The following is an 18,965-nucleotide window of genomic DNA, read 5'->3' on the forward strand; positions in this document are numbered from 1 at the left end:
TTCAGGGTGTGGGCGACAGCGTTCGCCAGGACATCAGGGCGGCGACGGCCGAGGCCGCGCCGGCCAGTGTGACGACCAGCGCCGGGGCCGCGACTTCGCCCAGCGCGCCTCCGGCTGCGGCGGCCAGGCCCTGCAGCGTCATCGTTCCGGTCAGCAGCAGGCCGAACGCCTGACCACGCTGCGTCTCGGGCACCGCGTCGAGGAACCTGCGGGCCAGTCCGAGCTGGTAGGCAACGCCGAAACCGGACACCGCCAGCAGGATGGCGGCGTATCCCGGTGCAGGGCGCAGCACGAACCCCAGCAGCGGCAGTCCGAGCGCAAGCGCCAGGGGGCGGGCCAGCCGCTCCCGGCCCGCAGGGCCTACCAGGCGGCCGACGATCAGGTTGCCGGCGAACATCCCGGCGGCAACCGCCGCGAACAGCAGACCGGCCGCATCAGGTGCGCCGACCTGCGCGGCGTACGCGACCAGCACGCCCTCGGCGCCGACCATCAACGCCGGTGCCAGCCACTGCGCCAGCAGCAGCGCCCGGACCGCAGGCCGGCGCAGCAGCGCCCGGTTCACCTGCCAGGTCTCGCTGATGCCGGCCGAGGCGCCGGTGCGGCGGCGTGGGTGGTGGGACAGGCGCAGTTGCAGCAGGCCTGCCGAGGCCAGGCAGGTCGCGGCGGTGATCCAGAGTGCGCCTGGCGCGCCGACAGCGGCGATCAGCATGCCGCCGGCGGCGAAGCCGAGCACCTGCGTGCCGCCGGCCGCCATGGAGAAGACGGCACGGCCGAGCACGTAGCGGTCGCCGTCCAACAAGTCGGGCAGAAGGGCGGTGCGCGAAGCAGAGGCGACGGCGCTGGGCACACCCGTGACGAACACCAACGCCAGCATGGCCGGTACCGGCAGCAGACCGGCGGCGAGCACGACGCTGACCGCGGTGCGCAGCACCTCGTAGCCGATCATGACGGTGCGCGGAGGCCAACGGTCGGCGAAAGCCAGCAGCAGCGTGCCGCCCAGGGCATAGGGCAGGAAACCTGCCGCATACGCCAGCGCCGACATCAGCGGCGACCCGGTTGCCGCGTAGACGATCACGGACAGTGCAAGCATCCGCACCGTCTCGCCGATCAGGAAGAGCGTGTAGCTGCCGAACAGCACGCGGAACTCGCCCACAGCGAAGACCTCGCGGTAGGTGGCGGAGCGTGCCGCGACGGGCGTGGTGGTCATGGCCGACAGCATCACGGCAGCCCAGCCACGGTGACTATGCTTTCGTGTGGAGGCAAAACATGCTGGCCATCGAGGTGGGACCCGTCGACGTGGCGCGTACCCGCTACGCGATCTCGCCGCTGGGCGAGGCGATGCAGGCGCTGCGCGTCGCAGCCGGCGTACAGGCCGCCGGCCCGCTCCGGCCGTGGGCCGAGCGCATCACGCCCTGGTACCAGCAACTGCGCCGGCAGGTGCCCGCAGTCGGGGCGCTGACGGCGCTGTTCCGCCGCGGCGCCTACAACGCCGACTTCATCCACCCGCCGCCGTCGAGCTCCGGTGGCGACTTCGCCGCTGAGCTGGCCGCCGTGCGCGCCACGCCCCTGCGTCGTGCGCGCCTGGAACTGGCCCGCAACCTGGAGGGACTGCGGACGCCGCCACGCTACGTGCAGCGCATCCTCGACGCGCCGGACGTGGTCACCCGGCTCGCCGACGCGATCGAGGCGAGCTGGCAGACATTGGTCGAACCGGACTGGCCGAGGCTGCGCACGGTGCTGGAGCGCGACCTCGTCCGCCGCGCCGGGCACCTCGCGATGTACGGCTGGGCAGCAGCGCTGTCCGATCTCGACCCCCGGGTGACCTGGCGCTCCGAGGGGCAGGCCGGGACCATCGAGGTGCGCACGGGCTCGCGTACCGAATGGGACCGGCACCGGCTGGCCGGCAAGGGCCTGCTGTTGATGCCGACGGTGTTCGGCACTCTGATCAGCTACGTCGAGCCGCCGTGGCCCTACGCCCTGGTCTACCCCGCCCGGGGCATCGCGGACCTGCTCGGCCCAGTGCCGCGTGCACCGGGCGGCGAGGCCCTGAACCGACTGGTCGGCCCGCACCGCGCGGACGTGCTGCGCGCGCTGGACGTGCCCGCAACGACGACGCAGCTGGTCGCCCAACTCGGACTGAGCCTAGGCACTGTCGGCAGCCACCTGGCGGTGCTGCGCGACGCCGGCCTCGTCACCCGCACTCGCACCGGCCGGACCGTCCGCTACGAGCATACGCCGCTGGGCGCGGCCCTGGCGGCCAACTGAAGGCCACCGTGCGGCAAACCTGGCCGCCCGCCGGTGTTTCATAGGTGGTCGCTCATGAAACACCCGGACCTCCGAGAGTCCACCTGCGGCGATCACGTTTCATGAGTCGCTGCAAACGACTGGACTCCTGAAATGCCCTCATGCAACGCTCCGGGGGCCGTGAGCGCTGACTTCAAGCGCGTGGAATCGTGTCCCTGCCCGATGTCCACTTGCGCCGCCCCCGCGGGCTCGTTGTGCCGAACCGGCAAGGGCAAAGTGGCGATCCAGTACCACACCGCCCGTTTCCGTCTGGTGCCCCAACTCGCCAAGGCCCTGAGCGTGCCGACCCCCGCCGTACGCAAGCCGGGATCGGTGTGGGCCGAACTGCCCCGACCCGTCAGTGCCGGCGCTGAACCGGCCGGTCACGTCCGCCTCGGCTACGCCCGCGCCTCGACCGCCCTGCAATCCATCGACGCGCAGCTCGACTCCCTCGCCGAGGCCGGGGTCACCCGGGTCTTCTCCGAGAAGATCTCCACCCGCGCCACCCAGCGCCCCGAGTTGGAGGCCGCCGTCAAGCTCGCCGGAGAGATCCGCTCCTCCGGCGTCGCCGTCACCGGACTCCTTCCGCCGCCTCCCGGCCGGTGCAGTTCGCCGCCTGTGCGGGGACGGTGGCCTTTCTCCCCTACATGGCGATGAAGCTCGTCTGGGCGACCGGCGGCACCTTCGCCGGGATCTTCGGCGAGGAGATGCTCGCGATGTCCGAGCGCAACGGTGCGTCGGGAATCCGGCTCACCCTGGAGTCCTGGGGCCTGGACGGCACCGTGCTGCCGGCCGCGCTCGGCATCCTCCTGCTGTGGGCCCTGGTCCGCCCGTGGGGCCAGGTCCTCCCGCGCTGGACGCTGTGGCTGCGAGGCCGACGCGTCCCTCGCCCGCTCCTCCTGACCCCCGCCTTGACCGGCGCCGCCACGCTCGCTCCGTACGGGCTGCTCGGAGTCGGCTACGCGGCCCTGTCCACGGCCGGCGTCGTGACGATGCGGCGCGGCGACTTCCACTCCTCGAGCGATGCACTGCTGGTCGCCTGGATCGGTATGGCCGCGTTCGCCGTCCACGGCGTCGCACTGGTGGTCGCTGCCCGCTCGTACCGGCTTCGGACCAGCTCCACCCGGCCGGGCGCGGTTTGTCACAGTCCGGCCGAGCGCTCACCCTGCTCGCCGCGGCCGTGAAGCTGCCCGGCCCGAATCGCGTCCGCCGGGACCTCGAAGACGATCTCGAGTCCGTCCCGCTCGTCCGTCTGCTCGCCGACACGCGTGAAGCCGAAGCCCGCGATGGTGGCCAGGGAGGCGGTGTTGTCGGGTCTGACACTGGCCCGCACGGCCCTGACACCGGGTTCGTCGGCGGCCCTGGCGAGCAGCGCCGCCAGCATGGCGCGGGCATAGCCCTGGCGGCGGTACCGGGGCACGACGGTGTAGCCGACCTCGACCGTGCCGGCCTCGTCCGGCGGTCCGTGGAACCCGGCGTCGCCGACGACGGTCCCGTCCGGCTCGGACACCGCGGCCCGTGTGATCCAGGGTGCGGCAGACGGGTCCTTGGCGATCTGTTCGGCCCGGTAGCCGAAGATCCAGCGTGCCCGGTCGCTGACAAAGTATTCGTCGAGGGCGACCCCGGCCTCGGCGCTGCCGCCGACGAGGTCACCGTCGGCGAGCACCCGCAGCGCCGGTGCTCCGAGTTCGACGAAGCGAACGCGTCTGGTCGTGGAGAGAGGTTGGTTGTTCATCGCGGAGATGCTCGCCCGGTGCCGAGAGCGTGTCCACAGCTTTTCGGTCTCGGCCGACGTGGTGTCCGAGAGTGGAAGCGCGGCCTGTCGCTCCGGTGCGCGTCTTCTGCCCTTGGTCGGATCAGAACGCGCGGAAGTCCTGGAACGATGGTTCGAACGAAGGGTCGGGCAAGCGGTAGGCCTTGCACCGGGTCTCCCGTTCGTCCTGAGGTCCGACGCCGATCGCCTCGCCGGGGAAGGCCTCGGGGATCACCGTCCATCCCAGGTTCCGCTCGTAGTACTGCACGGCCGTGTGCACGGACGGCCACCAGTCGTCGTCGATGACGATCAGGCCCCCGGGTCGGACGATCTTGCGCAAGAAGTAGAGGTCGACGAAGACTTCGTGGAACCGGTGACTGCCGTCCACGAAGGCCGCGTCGGCGATGAAGCCTTCGGTCAGGAGCCGAGGGAGCGCGATCGACGAAGGCGTGAGCATGAGCGTGGCGATCGAGTCCAGCCCCGCGGCGCGCAGCAGGTCCCAGCCGGCGTTGGAGTACTCGCGTTCCTGGAACGGGTCGATGATGACGTGCCGGGCACGCGGACGGTCGACGGCTGCCAGCGCCTCACCGATGGCGAGCGCGGAGCCGGCGTAGGCGAGACCGACCTCGACAACCTTCTCCGCTCCCTCGGAGATCATCAGATCGCGCAACTGGTCGCAGTGCCGCTCGGGCAACGTGACGGTCTCGAAGTCTTGCTCGCGGCCTCGCGTCCGCGGCGGCCCCTCCCGCGTGAGTCGGCGACGCACCTCGCGGACCCGCGTCACACGTTCAGCCGTGCCCGTCATGCTGACCACTCCTCCGCGGTGGGACCGCACCTGATTCCCACCATAGGAGGGGAGGCGAACCCGCGGGGGGAGGCGCTTGCGGGAGCCGCGGCGACGGGCGGGCAGCAGCCCGGCGGGCAGCGCCGGCGGCGAGCCGGGCTGCTCGTTCCCGCAGCAGAGGTACGTGGCTGCGGGACTCGCCGGCTACGCGTACGTGCCTCCGACGACGGCCATGGAGGTGCGTCAGTGCCGAGCGCGGAGGGTCCGGAACCGGCCATGGAGGTGCGTCAGTGCTGAGCGCGGAGGGTCCGGAGCCGGGCCTCGGTGCCGAGCACGGAAGGTCCGGAGCCGGGCCTCGGTGCCGAGCACGGAAGGTCCGGAACCGGGCCTCGCTGCCGACCGCGGAGGCCGCGCCGGGACCGGCACGGCCCCGGGCTCAGGTCAGCCGCCGGAGACGGCCCGCAGGTGGGTCTTGCCGCGGCGTACGCCGGGCACCGCGCTCGACTGGTTCTCCCGGAGGACCAGCGTCATCCGGGTGTACTCCTTGTCGCGCAGGGTCGTCGGTGTCTCGTCGATGATCCGGCACTGGGTGCGGCCCCAGCGCGGGTCGGGGTGGTTCACCGGCCGTACCGCTCCGTCGTGGTGGATCGCGAGCGCGCCCACGGCGCTCATCCAGTGCGGCAGCCCGCACCGGTAGGCGGCGTCCATGATCGGGTCGTCGGCGATGTCGTCACGAATGGCTTGAAGCACATCGTCGTCGCCGTGCTTGTCGAGGGCCGCCGCCAGTTGTGCCATCAACGGCAGGCACCAGCTCGTCTCGTGCTCGCCCAGCACGGTGCGCGCGTCGGGGTGGAAGAGCACGAACCGCAGGAAGTTGCGGTCCGGCATGGCGGTGGGGTGGGGTCCGATGCCACGGAAGAGGGCATCGAACGCGGGGTTGGTGTGGGCGACGTCCCAGTGCCGGTCGAAGAGCACGGAAGGCAGCGGCACCGCGTCCATCATCGTGGCGTAGTCCCGGAGATAGGCAAGCGTCTCGGGGTCCGAGGGCCCTTCCGGCCGCGACGGCGGCTGCGGCGAGGGCTCCGGCGGACGTACGGGCACCGGCGGCGGGACGGGCGCCGCGGGGCCGGAGGGTGCGGGGCGGCGCGCCGGGCGTGAGGGCGGCACCGGCCCTGACGGCCTGACGGGCGTCTCCCCGCCGAAGGAGTCGTACTGCGCGGGTGCGTCCCGGTCGACGGCGAGGCGCAGCAGCCGCCCGCCCTGCTGGTCGTTGAGCTCCAGGGCGTCGATCAGGGCGCAGAGCGTGTCCTCCGGCCACTGCCGGCCCGGGGTGCGTTCCCACGTGGCGTAGGTGTAGGCGGTGATGCCGAGGCGTGCCGCGACCTCCTCGAGGCTCAGGCCCAGTTCCTCACGGCGTCGCTTGAGGGCGTCCCCGAGTCGCTTCGTACGGGCCGTGGCCCGCGCGGCGCCGACGGGGCTGAGGCGTCCGTGGACACCCCGGCGTTCGACGCCCACCTCATGTGTCATCGAGAACGCCACCCTTCTCGGAGCCGGCCGCAAGTCCTGCTGCGACAGCGCCCTTTGGATCTTCACACCGCGTGGCGATCCTGCTACCGCGAACAAGGGGATGTCAACTATCGTGGCATTCCACGCCGCTGAGCGCTCAATTCGCGCCACAGCTGTGGCAAGACCTTGGCTGCCATGACCTGAATAGGGTTAACTTCCGGCAGCCCCATAGGATGCGGGGCTACCTCGCGTGATCTAGGAGACCTACTGGTGACAGACGGCTTCTCGGTTCCGGGTCCGACGGCCACAGGCCCTCTGGCGGCATCGGTTGCCCGGGTCGCCGAACTTGCGGACAAGCTCGGAATGAGCCACAGCGAGGTCTTCGACGTCCAGAAGCTGTCCGAGGCGTCGGGGGTTCCCACCGACGTCGTACGGGCCCTCCTCGACGGGCGGCCGGCCGGCGAACCGGACCTCCAGGCACGTTTCCTGCAACGCTTCGACCTGCTGCGACGCACCCGGCTCAAGCCCAACGGCCGCCGGTACACCCAGCAGGAGATCGCCGACGGCGCGGGGATGTCGCGCCAGCAGGCGGGGGCGCTCATCAACGGCGACCGCCGGCCGACGATGGAGCATTGTGACGCGATCCAGCGCTTCTTCAAGGTGCACGCCGGCTTCCTGACCGCCGACGACGCCGACGCGCTCGACAGCGCCCTCCAGCGCACGGAGCAGAGCCTGCTCCAGGACTACGCGGGTGACGGCGACCCGCTGGAGCGGCTGCTCCAGGACCACGGCGTGCGCGGCATCGCCTGGCGCGCGGCCCAACTCCCCACCGACAAGCACCGGGACAAGGTGACCGAATGGCTCGACATGCTTCTGGAGAGCGTGAAACCGGCGCCTGACGCCCCCACGGAGCCCTGATTTCCGGACAGGCTTGGATTTGTACGTGTCTCAACAGGATCTGACGGGGAGGGGAGAGCGGTGAGCATAGGCAAAGAGATGCGCCGGCTGTGCGGCGAGCTGGTCGGCGGGATCGATCTGCCCGCACCGGCAGAACCCGCAGACCTCTACTCCGCCCTGTGCCGCGGCATGAGCAAACGCCGTGGCAGGCCAGTGCGTTACCGCATGGCGTCCTTCCCGCCGGGCACCGCGAGCGGGCTGTGGCTCGACATGGCCGAGCAGGACCTCGTGGTGATCGAGGAGCGCACCGCTCCCGACCACCAGCTGGTGATTCTCGGCCATGAGCTGTGGCACATGAAGGCCGGACACTGCAGCCACCACGTCGAGGGCGCCGCCGTCGCCGCACGGCTGCTGTCCGACGAGGCCGACCTCCAGGCGACCGTCCTCAAGGTCGCCGCCCGCACCCGCTTCGACCAGGCCGAGGAGAACGAGGCGGAGAGCTTCGGTCTGCTGCTCGGCAGCAAGTGCCGTGCGTGGCTGGCCGGTTCGAACGGAAGGGGTCCGGTCCGGCGTGACGGCCTGGCCGGCCGCATCGAGGCGTCGCTGGGATACCGCGGGCCACAGGGCTGAGGCGTGAACGGACCGGACTACTACATCCCCGCGGCCGCCCTCGGAATCGCACTCGCGTTCAAAATCCCGGGAATGCGGCGCGACTGGCGCGACCCGCTGCTCCGGTCCGTCTGCGCCTTGCTCGTCCTGGGCGCGTCCACGTTCTTCTTCGCCGCGCCGCCCACCATCGCCGAGGTCAACCGCATCACCGGCGTGCCCAACATCTCGGCCCCGCTGGTCTACTGCATCCTGTCCGCGTTCAGCGCGTCCTGCCTGGTCCTCCTCGTCAACTGGCGCGGCGGACCGCCCGAGGAGACCCGCCGGATCTCCCTGCGCTGGATGGGCGCGTACAGCGTCGTCGTCGTGGCGCTCGTCGTGCTCTTCGCCCTGGGCGACGCCCCGGTGGAACGGCTGCGGGACCTGGACACGTACTACGCCAGGACGCCGTACATGCGCGAGATGATCGCGCTGTACCTGGCCGCGCACAGCGTCGCGGCCGTGGGCATGACCGTCCTGTGCTGGCGCTGGTCGCTGAAGGTCCGCGGCTGGCTCCGCGGCGGGTTGGTGATCATCGTCGTCGGATCGCTGTTCAACCTCGCCTACGGTGTCACCAAGTCGGCCGCCGTGGGCGCCCGCTGGGCCGGACACGACTGGGACCACCTGTCCACGCTCGCCGCGCCGCCGCTCGCCTCGGTCGGCGCGCTGCTGAGCGCCGTCGGCTTCGTACTTCCGCTCGCGGGCCAGCGGCTGTCCGACAGCTGGCACGCCTGGGCCGCCTACCGGCGGCTCGGAACCCTGTGGCGCGAACTGCGTTCCGCCGCTCCCGACCACAGCCCCTCCGTGCGGATCTCGTGGCTCTCACCGGTCGAACTGCGGGTGACCCAGCGGGAGTCCGACATCCACGACGGCATGCTCCAGCTCGACCCGTACTTCGACCGCGTCCTGCGGACGGAGGCCTACGACCGGGCTCTCGCCGAAGGGGCCGGCCCCCGGGAGGCGGACGCGATCGCGGACGCGGCGATGGTCGCCGCGGCACTGCGGGCCCGCGCCGCCGACCCCGAGGGGCGGATAGTCAGGTCGGCAGAGGCCTACACCTCCGTCGCAGCCACGGGACCGCGCGATCTCGTGCGCATGTCCCTCGCGCTGCGTCATTCACCCGTCGTCGCAGCAGCGCGCATGCGTGCGGCCAGGTCAGAGAGCGGCACCCTATGAGCAGCGATCCCGTGAGAACCAGCAGGAACAAACACCGCAGAGCCGTGGTGATCGGCGGCGGCCTGGCCGGCATGCTGGCGGCCGGTGTCCTTCGTGAGTACGCCGAGGAGGTCACCGTCGTCGAGCGCGACGTCCTGCCGGAGGGGCCGCTCTCGCGCAGGAGCCTCCCCCAGGCGCACCACGCGCACCTGCTGTGGTCGGGCGGGGCACGGGCGATGGAGTCGCTGCTGCCGGGCACCACGGACCGCTGGCTCGCCGCCGGCGCCCGCCGCATCCCGCTGCCCACCGGGCTGGTGTCGATGTCGGCGCAGGGCTGGTTCCGCCGCTTCCCCGAGATGCAGTTCCTCATCGCCTGCAGCCGGGACCTGCTCGACTGGGTCGTACGGGACGAGGTGCTCGCGAGCCCCCGCGTCACCGTCCTCAGGCGGACCGAGCTGCTGGGCCTCGAGGGCGGCGCGGGCCGTGTCCACGGCGTACGGGTGCGGGGCGAGGAGGCGGGCGAGCGGGTGCTCCCCGCCGACCTGGTCGTCGACGCCGGTGGCCGGGGGTCCCGGGCCCCCGAGTGGCTGCGGGCGCTGGGCGTCGGCGAGGTCCGTGAGGAGAAGGTCGACTCCGGGCTCGCCTACGCCAGCAGGATCTTCCGCGCCCCCGCGGGCTCGGAGGAGTACCCGGTCGTCAATGTGCAGGCCGACGCCCGCGAGCCCAGACCGGGCTGCACGGCCACGATCGTGCCCATCGAGGGCGGCCGGTGGCTGGTGACGCTGTCCGGCACGCGCGGGGGGCAGCCGACGAACGCCGCCGACGAGTTCGAGGACTTCGCGCGTTCCGTCCGCCACCCCGTCGTCGCCGAGCTCATCTCCCGTGCCGAGCCCCTGACCGACGTCGTCGTCTCACGCAGCACCGTCAACCGCAGGCGCTTCTACGAGAAGCTGGGCGACTGGCCGGAGGGCTTCGTCGCCGTCGGCGACTCGGTCGCCACCTACAACCCCGTCTACGGGCACGGAATGTCGGTCGCGGCCCAGGGCGTCGTCGCGCTGCGGCGGGCACTGGCCCTGCACGGCATGGGCTCCCCCGGGCTCGCCCGCCGCGTGCAGCGCTCGCTCGCCGGGCCGGTCGGCACGGCCTGGGACCTGGCCACCGGACAGGACATCCTCTACCCCGGGGCGATCGGCAAGGACCCCGGCGCCGGGGCGAAGGTGCTCAGGCACTACGTCGACCGGCTGATGCTCACGGCGACGGGACGGCCGCTCGTCGCCAAGGCCCTGTTCGACGTGATGACTCTGTCCGCGCCGACGAGTTCGCTGCTGAAGCCGGAGATCGCGCTCGCGGTGCTGCGCGGCCCCGCGCTGAAGCCGCTGACCGGGCCACCGCTGAGCGACGACGAGCTGCGCATCGCGAAGGAACCGCGCGGGGAGCGGGAGGCGGACCCGGCGGACGCCTGAACCCGGCGGGGACGGCGCGCGGGCGGCGCGGACGCGACGGACGCCGGACCCGGCGAGCGGGCGGCGAACCCCGGAAGCCGGACCCCGCCGGGGACCGGCGCCTGCGCGGCGGGGATCGGCGCATGGCACGTCACAGGCATCGCCTAGGCTCAGCGGCAATATGAACGGCAATCACTCAGGCAGCACCCGCGCCGGGACGGGCGGCCGGACTCCGATGGAGCCGAAGGCCGACCGCGAGACCGTGCGCCGGCACAACCTCAGCCTGGTCCTGCGGACGGTCCGCGACCAGGTCGAGGCCACCCGCGCCGGTGTCGCGGCCCGCGTGGGGCTGACCCGTGCCGCCGTCTCCTCACTGGTCGAGCAGCTGATCGAGAGCGGCTTCCTGTCCGAGTCGGGCAAGACGTTCAGCGGCCAGGCGGGCCGGCCGGGCACGGTGCTCAAGGTCGCGCGCACCGGCCTCGCGGGCATCGGCGTCGAGATCAACGTCGACTACGTCGCGGTGTGCGTCGTCGACCTCGCCGGCACCGACCGGGTGCGGCTCGTGGAGCATCTCGACAACCGGGGCGCCGCGCCGGCCGAGGTCTTCGGCCGCGCCGCCCGGATCGCGGCCCGCGCGCTGGCGTCGGCGACCGAGCAGGAACTGCGGCCGGTCGGCGCGGAGCTGGCCCTGCCGGGCCTGATCTCCGGCGGCTCGGTGCTCCAGGCGCCCAACCTCGGCTGGACCTCCGTGCCGGCGGAGGCCCCGTTCGCCGAGGCCCTCGCCGCGCTGCTGCCGGGGCCGCCCGCGCTGCCGGTGCGCTCCGAGAACGAGGCGAACCTCGCCGCGCTCGCCGAGCTGTGGTTCGGCGGCCTCGGCGACGTGCGCAGCTTCCTGTACCTGACGGGCGAGATCGGTGTCGGCGGCGCGCTGGTGCTGGACGGCGAACTGCTGCGCGGGGCGAACGGGTTCGCCGGCGAGATCGGCCATGTCTCCGTCTCGGACGACGGCCCGCTGTGCCGGTGCGGGTCGCGCGGCTGTCTGGAGCAGTACGCCGGCCAGGCGGCGCTGCTGCGCGCGGCCGGTCTCGACGAACGCGCAGGAGCGGCGGGCATGGCGGAGCTGGAGCACCGTGCCCGTGCGGGCGACGACGCGGCGCTCGCGGCGCTGGCCGGGGCGGGCAGGGCGCTGGGGCGCGCGCTGTCCGGCGCGGTGAACCTCTTCGACCCGGACGCGGTGGTGCTGGGCGGCGTCTACCGCCCCCTGATGCCATGGCTGGGCCCGCCGACGGGCGCGGAGCTGGAGGCCCGCGTGGTCTCCGGCCTGTGGTCCCCGACGAGCGCCCGGCTGCGGGCGTCCTCGCCGGCGGCGGACGCCGCCCGGGGGGCGGCGGCCCTCGTCGTACAGGACGTCCTGGCCGACCCGGTGGCGTACGCGCCGCGCCCGTCGGCGTGACGGGACGCCTGCCTCGGCCCGGCGCAGCGGTTCGACGACCGGTTCCGCCTCGCTCGGTCCGCCCGGTCGGATCCTCTTCCATGATCGCTGACCCCGGCGGGCCGGTCCGGCCGCGGTGCGGGATGAGCCCGAGGGCGACGGGGAGACCACTGCCGGGCCCCGGCTGCCCTGCCCGCCCGCGCGAAGGGACGACATGGACGACATGACAGCCACGAGACGGTCACCGTGGCGAATGATCGGCCTGGCCCTGGTCCTGTCGGCCGCCACGGGCGCGGGTCTGCTCGCCCTGGTCGCCCGGGAGTTCGACGCCGGTGACTGTGCCGACGCCGCGGCGAGGACCGAGCAGGTCGCCTCCCTGCGCGTCTTCGACATGCCGCCGCCCGGCGCACGTCCTTCGCGGGGGTGGGAGGAGGCGGAGTCCGAGTGCCTGGACGACAGCGGGGAGGCCTGGCTGGCCGTGACGTGGCAGTACGACTGGGGTGCGAGCCGGCAGTCGGTCATGGACCACTATCGTGCGGCGGCCGGCGAGGACGGCTGGTCCGTCGAACCGCCCGACGGCGGCGCGGGTGTGCCCCTGGGCCCGGCCGACGTGTGTTACGCGAAGGACATCGAAGGCGGTCCGGTGCTGCTGCGCATCTTCTTCGACACCCCGGGCGCGTTCGTCGTCAGCGTGGAGTCGAGTCTGGACGGCACACCGATGGGCTGCTGACGGGCCTGCCTCTTCACGGGCAAGGCGGCACGACCGACGGGCAGCCGTCGCCCCTGGCGGGGTGAAGCAGGTCGGCGCCCCGTCCGCGTCACCTCGCGGCGTGCGGCGGCGGTGCCCCCGCTTCCGTCAGGGGCAGGCCGAGCCGGGCCCGTTCGGTGACCCACCGCGTCGGCCGGTAGCGCGGATCACCCGTCGTCCCGTACAGGGCACGGTGCAGCGCGAGCATCCTGGCCGCCCCGATCCGGTCGCCCCAGGCGAGCGGGCCGTGCGGGTAACCGAGCCCGGCGGTGACCGCGAGATCGATGTCGGCGGGCGCGGCGATCGCGCGCTCGGCGATCGACGCCGCGACCGAGACCATGGACGCGAGCAGCCGCTGAGCGACCGATCCGGCGGTGTCACGCACGACGGACACGGGCACGGCGGCCTCCCCGGAACGCGCAAGCACGGCACGTGCGTCGCGTACCGCGTTCGGGTCCGAGGCCGGTGTCATGGCGAGCACCCGCCGGCGCGCGCCCAGGGAGAGCGGGTCGACACCCAGCGTGCGCCCCGCGGGCAGGCCGAGTTCTGCGACGGCCTCGGCGACGGTCGTGCCCCACACGGGCACGAGCACCACGCACCGGTCGCCCGGCCGTGCCCCCTCGTCGAGTACGGCCCCTTCGGCCCGCAGGACGCGGCGTACTTCCTGCGCGTCCGGTGCGTCGCCGGGGACATGGACCGGCCGGGCGGCGTCGCCGGTGACCGGCGGCTCCGCGGGGGCGACCGGCGCCCCGGGACCGTGCTCGTAGAAGCCGCGGCCGGTCTTGCGGCCGTGCAGCCCGGCGGCCACCCGGTTCGGTGTGAGGTACGACGGACGGAGGCGCTCCGAGTGGCGGAACCCCTGCCAGACGGTGTCGATGACGGAGGCGGTGACGTCGAGCCCCGTGAGGTCGGTGAGCTCGAAGGGGCCCATGCGCAGCCCGAGTACGTCACGGGCGATCCGGTCGATGCCGGCCGCGTCGGCGACGTCCTCCTCCAGCAGGGCCAGCGCCTCGGTGATCAGGCCCCGCCCCGCGTGGTTGACGAGGAAACCCGGGGTGTCGGCGACGACGACCGCGCGGTGCCCGCTCTTCTCGACGAGGTCGACGAGGAACGGCACCACGCCGGGGCGGGTGGCGGCGCCGGGGACCACTTCGGCGATCCTCATCAGCGGTACGGGGTTGAAGAAGTGCAGCCCCGCCAGCCGCGACGGGTCGGTCAGCCCGGCCGCGATCCGGGTGACGGACAGCGAGGAGGTGTTGGTCGCGAGGACCGCCGACGCGGGCAGCACCTTCTCCAGGCCGGTGAAGAGCTCCGTCTTGACCGCCAGATCCTCCAGCACCGCCTCCACGACGAGGTCGACGCCGTCGCCGGGAGCGAGCGGGGAGCGCAGCGGCACCAGCCGTTCCACCGCTGCGGCGGCGTCCTCGGCAGAGGTGCGCCCCTTCTCGACGGCGCGGCCGAGCATCCCGCTGACGAACCCGACGGCCTCGTCCACGGCCTCGGGCCGGGCGTCGGCCAGTTCGACGGTGTGTCCGGCGGTCACGGCCCACTGGGCGATCCCCCGGCCCATGACCCCGGCCCCGACGACCCTGATGCGCATGCGGTTCCCTCGTCCCTTGTTCCTCGTGTGCGGCGCGTGGGCCACAGGTGTGTGGCGGCAGGTCCGCGCGCCGGCGCGGCTGTTGTCGGTGCGGCCCGCCGCTGCGGCGTGACAGTGGCTCAGCGCAGATAGACGCGGCCGGGGTCGACGTCCTCACGGAGCAGGCGCAGTTCGGCCGCGGTGGGCGGTTCGACGGTGGTGACCTCGTCGGCGACCTGGAGGTCCCAGCCGGTGGCCGCCCGGACCCGGTCGACGGTGACGCCCGGGTGCACCGCGACCAGCCGCAGCTCCTCCCCCACGCCCTCGCGGGCGAGGATGCCCAGATCGGTGATGACGCGGGTGACTCCCGCACCGCGCGGCGTGATGCCGTCGGCGAGCGCCCGGTCGGGCCCCGGCGAGGTGCAGAAGTCCAGGTCGGCCATGAACGAACGGGGGTCGTGGCGGCGCATCACCACGAACACCTCGCCCGAGTTGGCCATGACCTCCATGGCTCCGCCCGAGCCGGGGAGGCGGACCTTCGGCCTGTCCCAGTCGCCGATGACGGAGGAGTTGAGGTTGCCGTGGCGGTCGATCTGGGCGGCGCCGAGGAAGCCGACGTCGATGTGCCCGCCCTGGAGCACGGAGCCGAAGAGGGTGGCCATGGACAGGACGGCCTCGGCGCCGGTGATGAGGACCGCGTCGGCGATCGTCTCCGGCAGGTGCGAGGGGTGGGCGCCGCAGACCCCGGACTCGTAGACGATCTCGAGCTGGGGCGCGACGGTGAGGTGGGCGAGCGAGGCGGCCAGGGTGGGCAGGCCGATCCCGGCGAACACGGTCCGCCTCCCGGCGAGTTCACGGGACGCGACGACGGAGAGGAGCTCCGAGGAGGTCGCGGTGCCGGCGGCTGTCATCTTCTTCTCTCCGTCGTTCGGTCCGTCGTCGGGTCCTTGGCCGGGCGGCGCGGTCACAGCCGTCGTCCGTAGTTCACGGGCAGGCTCATCGCCTCGCCCACCGCCAGCCCCGCCCAGAACCCCTCGCCCTGCTTGGCGACGTACTCGGCGTGGTCGCGGGTGCCGTACACCCACTCGGCCATCCAGTCGCGCAGCCGGGCCGGGTCCTTGCTGATGTGCGACCAGGACCGGTAGAAGGCGTTGTCCCGGTCGTAGTAGCCCTGTGCGAAGGACGGGTGGGCGCCGCGGGGGCAGGCGACGACGGCGTGGACCGCGTGCGAGGGGATGACCGTCCGGTTGGGGTCGGAGCGCACCACCTCGTCCTCGACGATCTCCTCCACCACCACGACGGCCTTCTTCGCGGCGTAGACCGCCTCCGCCTGGACCCCGGTGAGGCCCCAGACCTGCGTGTTGCCGGAGCGGTCCGCGCGCTGTGCGTGGACGATGGTCACGTCCGGGTTGACCGGCGGGACCACGTAGATCTCCTCCGGGGCTCCGTCCGGGCCGGGGTAGGGCGAAGTCACCTTGCGGATGCCGGGGTTGACCGAGGGCAGGTCGCTTCCGGCGTAGGAGCGCAGCGGGTGGAAGGGCAGGCGCTGGGCCCCGGCGATGTAGCGGCAGATCATCCCGTAGTGGCTGTACTCCTCGAACTCCAGCGGCTCGGGGTCGGCGGCCTCGATGCGCCGCCGCAGCTCTCCGAGCGAACCGGCGGAGGAGTTGCCGACGAAGGAGGAGACCAGCTTGGTGACGCAGCCGCCCGCGAGCAGCTGGTCCACCACGATGTCCGCCGTCATCCGCACCACCGTGAGGTTCCTGCGGCCCTGGCGGATGATCTCGTGGCCGGCGGCCGTCGGGATGAGATGGGTGAAGCCTTCGAGGGACACCGTGTCGCCGTCGTGCACGTACGAGGCGATCGCGTCCTTCATCGTCATGGTCTTGTCCACGGCGCACACGCTGCCAGGACCATTGATTACTGTCCAATACCAAATTAAGGTCGCATTGAGACGCCAGGAGAAATAGCCACCGGGCGTCCACTGGAATCCGGACGGAACGGAACGGGACGACCGTGGAACTGCGCTATCTGACCTCCTTTGTCGCGGTCGCGGAGGAGCTGCACTTCGGCCGCGCCGCCAGACGGCTCCAGATGGCGCAGCCGCCGCTGAGCCAGCAGATCCGCCAGCTCGAGAGGGAGCTCGGGGTCCAGCTGTTCGAGCGCAACACCCGCTCGGTACGGCTCACCAGCGCAGGGCAGTCCTTCCTCAAGCCGGTACGCACCGTCCTGGACGACCTGGACATCGCCGTACGGGTGGCGAAGGCGGCGGGCCAGGGAGAGTACGGGCGGGTCACCGTCGGCTTCGCCGGCGCCTCCTCGCACCACACCCTGCCCCTGCTCACCCGGGCGGTCCGCGCCGCCCATCCCGGACTGGAGCTGGTCATGCAGGGCCAGACCTACGCCGATGTCGCGCTGGCCAAGGTCGCGGACGGCTCGCTCGACCTGGGCTTCGTGCGGCTGCCCGCCGGCCGGCCCGGCGTCGAGACCCGGGTGATCGGCGAGGAGGAACTGCTGTGCGCCCTGCCCCAGGACCACCCCCTCGCGAGCCAGGAGCGGATCCCCGTGGCCGACCTGGCAGGGGAGCCGTTCGTCAGTTTCCCCGCCAACGCCGGCTCCACGTTGCGCGACGCCACGTTCCGGGCCTGCGAGGAGGCGGGGTTCCATCCCCGTGTGGTGCAGGAGGCCCCGGACTCGTACACGATCCTGGCGCTGGTGGCGGCGGGCGTGGGCGTGACGCTCACCCTCTCCTCCTGTCTGCACATCCAGCAGACGGGCCTGGTGCACCGGCCGCTGGCCGGCCCGCCGACCCGGCTCCAGGCTGCGCTGGCCTGGCGCACCGACAATCCGTCCGCGGCCCTGCGCAGTGTGCTGGCGGTGGCCGCCGAGGCACTGCCGACACCCGCCGGACCGGCCGGCATGCCGCGCGACTGACCGTTCCTATTCAGTGAGCAGGAGTGGGTTCTGGACCCATTCCTGGTCGCTGCGGGCACCCCGAACGGTGTTGGGTGCCCTGGTTGCCCGCTTTCGTTCCGCGTCCGGTGGCACGCATCGTGTGCGTGGTCCGGGGATGCGGGGGCGGGTTTCCTCGCGCCCGAGGGTGCCCGGGCCGGCCTGGACGGTCCGATGCCCCGCACGATCGCTCTGGTCGTGCGGGGGCGGTGTCGTCCGTCGCCGGATCGGGTGCCCTTGGGCGCGTCTGCCGATCGCGATGCTCGCGGCATCGTGCCGGCTGGTCTTTCGGGTGGTGCTGGTGAGGGGCTTCTGCCAGTGCTGCGCTCCCCATTTGGATGTGTAGGCGGGGTCGACGGCGATGATCGTCATACCCGTCCGGTCGGCCATGGAGACGAGGCGGGCACGCAGGCGTCCGGTGGGCATGCCGGAGATCAGCTGCCGGAACCTTCGCCTGCGGCCGTGCTTCTCCCTGGTCTTCTCGGCCTGGAAGTCGAGGTCCTCGACCGCGATCGCCTTCACGCCGCAGGCCTTGGCCCAGTGCAGGAGTCGGGTGAGGGCGTGGCGGACCTGGGCGTCGCGGTGGGGGGCGCTGCCGGTGAGGTCGTAGGCGAAGCGGCGGGGTTCACCGCATGGGTTGCCGTGGGTGTCCAGGCGCCAGGCGGCGAGGTGGTCGGCGTTGGTGTCGACGCCGATCACGCCGTGGGCGAGGGCGGCTTCGAGCGGAACGGTAGGGGTGGGTGGGATCTGCCAGGAGGCGGTGAGATACCAGCGGTCGCGTCCGGTGTCGTGGTGGATGCGGTAGGCCACCGCCCGGTTCGCTGCCACACGGTCCGCCCACTCGGAGCCCCGGTGCGCGAACCGCACCCGCCCGGCGAGTGCGTACCGTCCGTGCGCGGCGTTCGCCAGATGCGCCAGCGGGGCCGGGAGCTTGATGCTGACGTCGCCTTCGGGGGTGATGCGGATCGTCTCGTTACCGAACCTCTTCCCCGACTCACCATCCGCCTGGAAGAACCAGCGCCCGGCCTCCCACCGCCGGCGCCACTGGGCTGCGGTCAGCCCCGCCTCGGCAAGGTGATGCCCGGTACGGGCCAGCCGTCGGCCGCCGCACACCACACGCACCCGGCCCGCGTCCCGGTCGGCCCGCACCCGCCCAAGACGGTCCTCCAGCACCCGCAGACGCCGGGTTTTGTGGAACCACTCGTGCGCGGAACGGTAGCCGCCCGGGACCCGCCGGGTGCCCTTCGCCCCGACCGGCAGCGACAACCGGTGAGCGATCGTCCTGATACCGGCTTCGAGGCCCTGGATGTGCGCGGCCTGGCCGCGCCGGGCGAGCGCCCACTGATCGTGCGTGGCCTTCGTAATCGACCCCGCCCACCGCGACGACGACACCCCCGTCAGGCCGCGCTTCCGGACCGCCCACGACTCGCTGTCGTGCTCCAGACCCTCCACACACCGCGCCTTGAGATCACGCGAGGCCAGCGACCCGAGATGCGCACCCACCAGCCGCAGCACCTCCTCATCCCCGGCTGTCAGGCCCTTGAGCCGCGTACGCACTGCCACACCCGAAGGTCCGGAAGCCACGAACGGCGCCGCCACCTCCCGCAGACCACCCACAGCGATCACCCCCTCCGCACCGGACCACACACACCCGCCACCACCCCCAACGACCCGCCCCCGCAAAGGTCACCCATTCGACAGGCGAACCCCCGTCCACCCCGCGAGCCCTCACACACCACAGCCCACAACCACTCACCGGTACACGGCAGAACTCACTCATACGAAGTCA

The 18,965-nt window shown here is 72.5% G+C and carries 18 protein-coding genes; 10 read left to right on the forward strand and 8 right to left on the reverse strand.

Annotated features, from left to right (window positions below; genetic code table 11):
* Nucleotide 1: 1 nt before the first annotated feature.
* On the reverse strand, nt 2-1,207 hold the full coding sequence (locus SPRI_RS05395; protein WP_234020324.1) for an MFS transporter: 1,206 nt from the start codon (nt 1,205-1,207) through the stop codon (nt 2-4).
* Nucleotides 1,208-1,266: 59 nt separating this feature from the next.
* Here SPRI_RS05395 and SPRI_RS05400 point away from each other — a divergent pair, with 59 nt between their 5' ends.
* The 3 genes from SPRI_RS05400 to SPRI_RS05410 all read left to right on the forward strand — a co-directional run bounded on the left by SPRI_RS05400 (nt 1,267) and on the right by SPRI_RS05410 (nt 3,467).
* Complete coding sequence (locus SPRI_RS05400) at nt 1,267-2,265, forward strand: ArsR/SmtB family transcription factor (RefSeq protein ID WP_234020325.1); 999 nt, start codon at nt 1,267-1,269, stop codon at nt 2,263-2,265.
* A gap of 132 nt (nt 2,266-2,397) precedes the next feature.
* Nucleotides 2,398-2,940, forward strand: coding sequence for a zinc finger domain-containing protein (locus SPRI_RS05405; RefSeq protein ID WP_435850017.1), 543 nt, complete (start codon nt 2,398-2,400; stop codon nt 2,938-2,940).
* A complete protein-coding gene (locus SPRI_RS05410) occupies nt 2,931-3,467 on the forward strand; it encodes a hypothetical protein (protein WP_234020327.1) in 537 nt (178 codons plus the stop codon). The genes SPRI_RS05405 and SPRI_RS05410 overlap by 10 nt, the downstream gene beginning before the upstream one ends.
* Here SPRI_RS05410 and SPRI_RS05415 read toward each other — a convergent pair.
* The 3 genes from SPRI_RS05415 to SPRI_RS05425 form a co-directional block, all read right to left on the reverse strand.
* Nucleotides 3,425-4,018 (reverse strand): GNAT family N-acetyltransferase, encoded by a 594-nt coding sequence (locus tag SPRI_RS05415; protein WP_050791420.1) that lies wholly within the window; start codon nt 4,016-4,018, stop codon nt 3,425-3,427. The two genes, SPRI_RS05410 and SPRI_RS05415, sit on opposite strands and share 43 nt — an antisense overlap.
* 121 nt (nt 4,019-4,139) lie before the next feature.
* Nucleotides 4,140-4,841, reverse strand: a complete 702-nt coding sequence (locus SPRI_RS05420; RefSeq protein ID WP_037773221.1) for a class I SAM-dependent methyltransferase — start codon at nt 4,839-4,841, stop codon at nt 4,140-4,142.
* A 420-nt stretch (nt 4,842-5,261) separates the two neighbouring features.
* Nucleotides 5,262-6,347: a helix-turn-helix domain-containing protein gene (locus SPRI_RS05425; RefSeq protein ID WP_078535467.1), complete on the reverse strand. Its 1,086-nt coding sequence runs from the start codon at nt 6,345-6,347 to the stop codon at nt 5,262-5,264.
* 249 nt (nt 6,348-6,596) lie between these two features.
* Between SPRI_RS05425 and SPRI_RS05430 the strand changes: the two genes are divergently transcribed.
* The 6 genes from SPRI_RS05430 (at nt 6,597) to SPRI_RS05455 (ending at nt 12,627) form a co-directional block, all read left to right on the forward strand.
* Nucleotides 6,597-7,244, forward strand: a complete 648-nt coding sequence (locus SPRI_RS05430) for a helix-turn-helix domain-containing protein (protein WP_037773223.1) — start codon at nt 6,597-6,599, stop codon at nt 7,242-7,244.
* Nucleotides 7,245-7,322: 78 nt separating this feature from the next.
* The gene (locus SPRI_RS05435) at nt 7,323-7,853 is read left to right on the forward strand and encodes a hypothetical protein (protein ID WP_005309191.1); all 531 of its coding nucleotides are present in this window, start codon (nt 7,323-7,325) and stop codon (nt 7,851-7,853) included.
* Between the two features lie 3 nt (nt 7,854-7,856).
* A complete protein-coding gene (locus tag SPRI_RS05440) occupies nt 7,857-9,044 on the forward strand; it encodes an MAB_1171c family putative transporter (RefSeq protein ID WP_005309192.1) in 1,188 nt (395 codons plus the stop codon).
* The gene (locus SPRI_RS05445) at nt 9,041-10,486 is read left to right on the forward strand and encodes an FAD-dependent oxidoreductase (RefSeq protein WP_053556732.1); all 1,446 of its coding nucleotides are present in this window, start codon (nt 9,041-9,043) and stop codon (nt 10,484-10,486) included. The genes SPRI_RS05440 and SPRI_RS05445 overlap by 4 nt, the downstream gene beginning before the upstream one ends.
* A gap of 160 nt (nt 10,487-10,646) precedes the next feature.
* Complete coding sequence (locus SPRI_RS05450) at nt 10,647-11,918, forward strand: ROK family protein (RefSeq protein ID WP_053556733.1); 1,272 nt, start codon at nt 10,647-10,649, stop codon at nt 11,916-11,918.
* A gap of 202 nt (nt 11,919-12,120) precedes the next feature.
* On the forward strand, nt 12,121-12,627 hold the full coding sequence (locus tag SPRI_RS05455) for a hypothetical protein (protein ID WP_158685135.1): 507 nt from the start codon (nt 12,121-12,123) through the stop codon (nt 12,625-12,627).
* A gap of 88 nt (nt 12,628-12,715) precedes the next feature.
* Here the strand turns inward: SPRI_RS05455 and SPRI_RS05460 are convergent, their stop codons facing one another.
* From SPRI_RS05460 to SPRI_RS05470, 3 genes are all read right to left on the reverse strand, one after another.
* Nucleotides 12,716-14,245 (reverse strand): 3-hydroxyacyl-CoA dehydrogenase, encoded by a 1,530-nt coding sequence (locus tag SPRI_RS05460; protein ID WP_005309195.1) that lies wholly within the window; start codon nt 14,243-14,245, stop codon nt 12,716-12,718.
* A gap of 119 nt (nt 14,246-14,364) precedes the next feature.
* Nucleotides 14,365-15,135, reverse strand: coding sequence for a 3-oxoadipate--succinyl-CoA transferase (locus SPRI_RS05465; RefSeq protein ID WP_037775954.1), 771 nt, complete (start codon nt 15,133-15,135; stop codon nt 14,365-14,367).
* A gap of 53 nt (nt 15,136-15,188) precedes the next feature.
* A complete protein-coding gene (locus SPRI_RS05470; protein ID WP_050791685.1) occupies nt 15,189-16,106 on the reverse strand; it encodes a CoA transferase subunit A in 918 nt (305 codons plus the stop codon).
* Between the two features lie 134 nt (nt 16,107-16,240).
* Between SPRI_RS05470 and SPRI_RS05475 the strand changes: the two genes are divergently transcribed.
* Nucleotides 16,241-17,158: a LysR family transcriptional regulator gene (locus tag SPRI_RS05475; protein WP_005309198.1), complete on the forward strand. Its 918-nt coding sequence runs from the start codon at nt 16,241-16,243 to the stop codon at nt 17,156-17,158.
* A 6-nt stretch (nt 17,159-17,164) separates the two neighbouring features.
* On the opposite strand, the gene SPRI_RS05480 is transcribed toward SPRI_RS05475, so the two are convergent.
* Nucleotides 17,165-18,793 carry an IS200/IS605 family element transposase accessory protein TnpB gene (locus tag SPRI_RS05480; protein ID WP_053556734.1) on the reverse strand — a complete coding sequence of 543 codons (1,629 nt, stop codon included), beginning with the start codon at nt 18,791-18,793 and terminating at the stop codon, nt 17,165-17,167.
* Nucleotides 18,794-18,965: the final 172 nt, after the last annotated feature.

Origin of the sequence: Streptomyces pristinaespiralis (assembly GCF_001278075.1) — a bacterium.
Classification (GTDB): Bacteria; Actinomycetota; Actinomycetes; order Streptomycetales; family Streptomycetaceae; genus Streptomyces; species Streptomyces pristinaespiralis.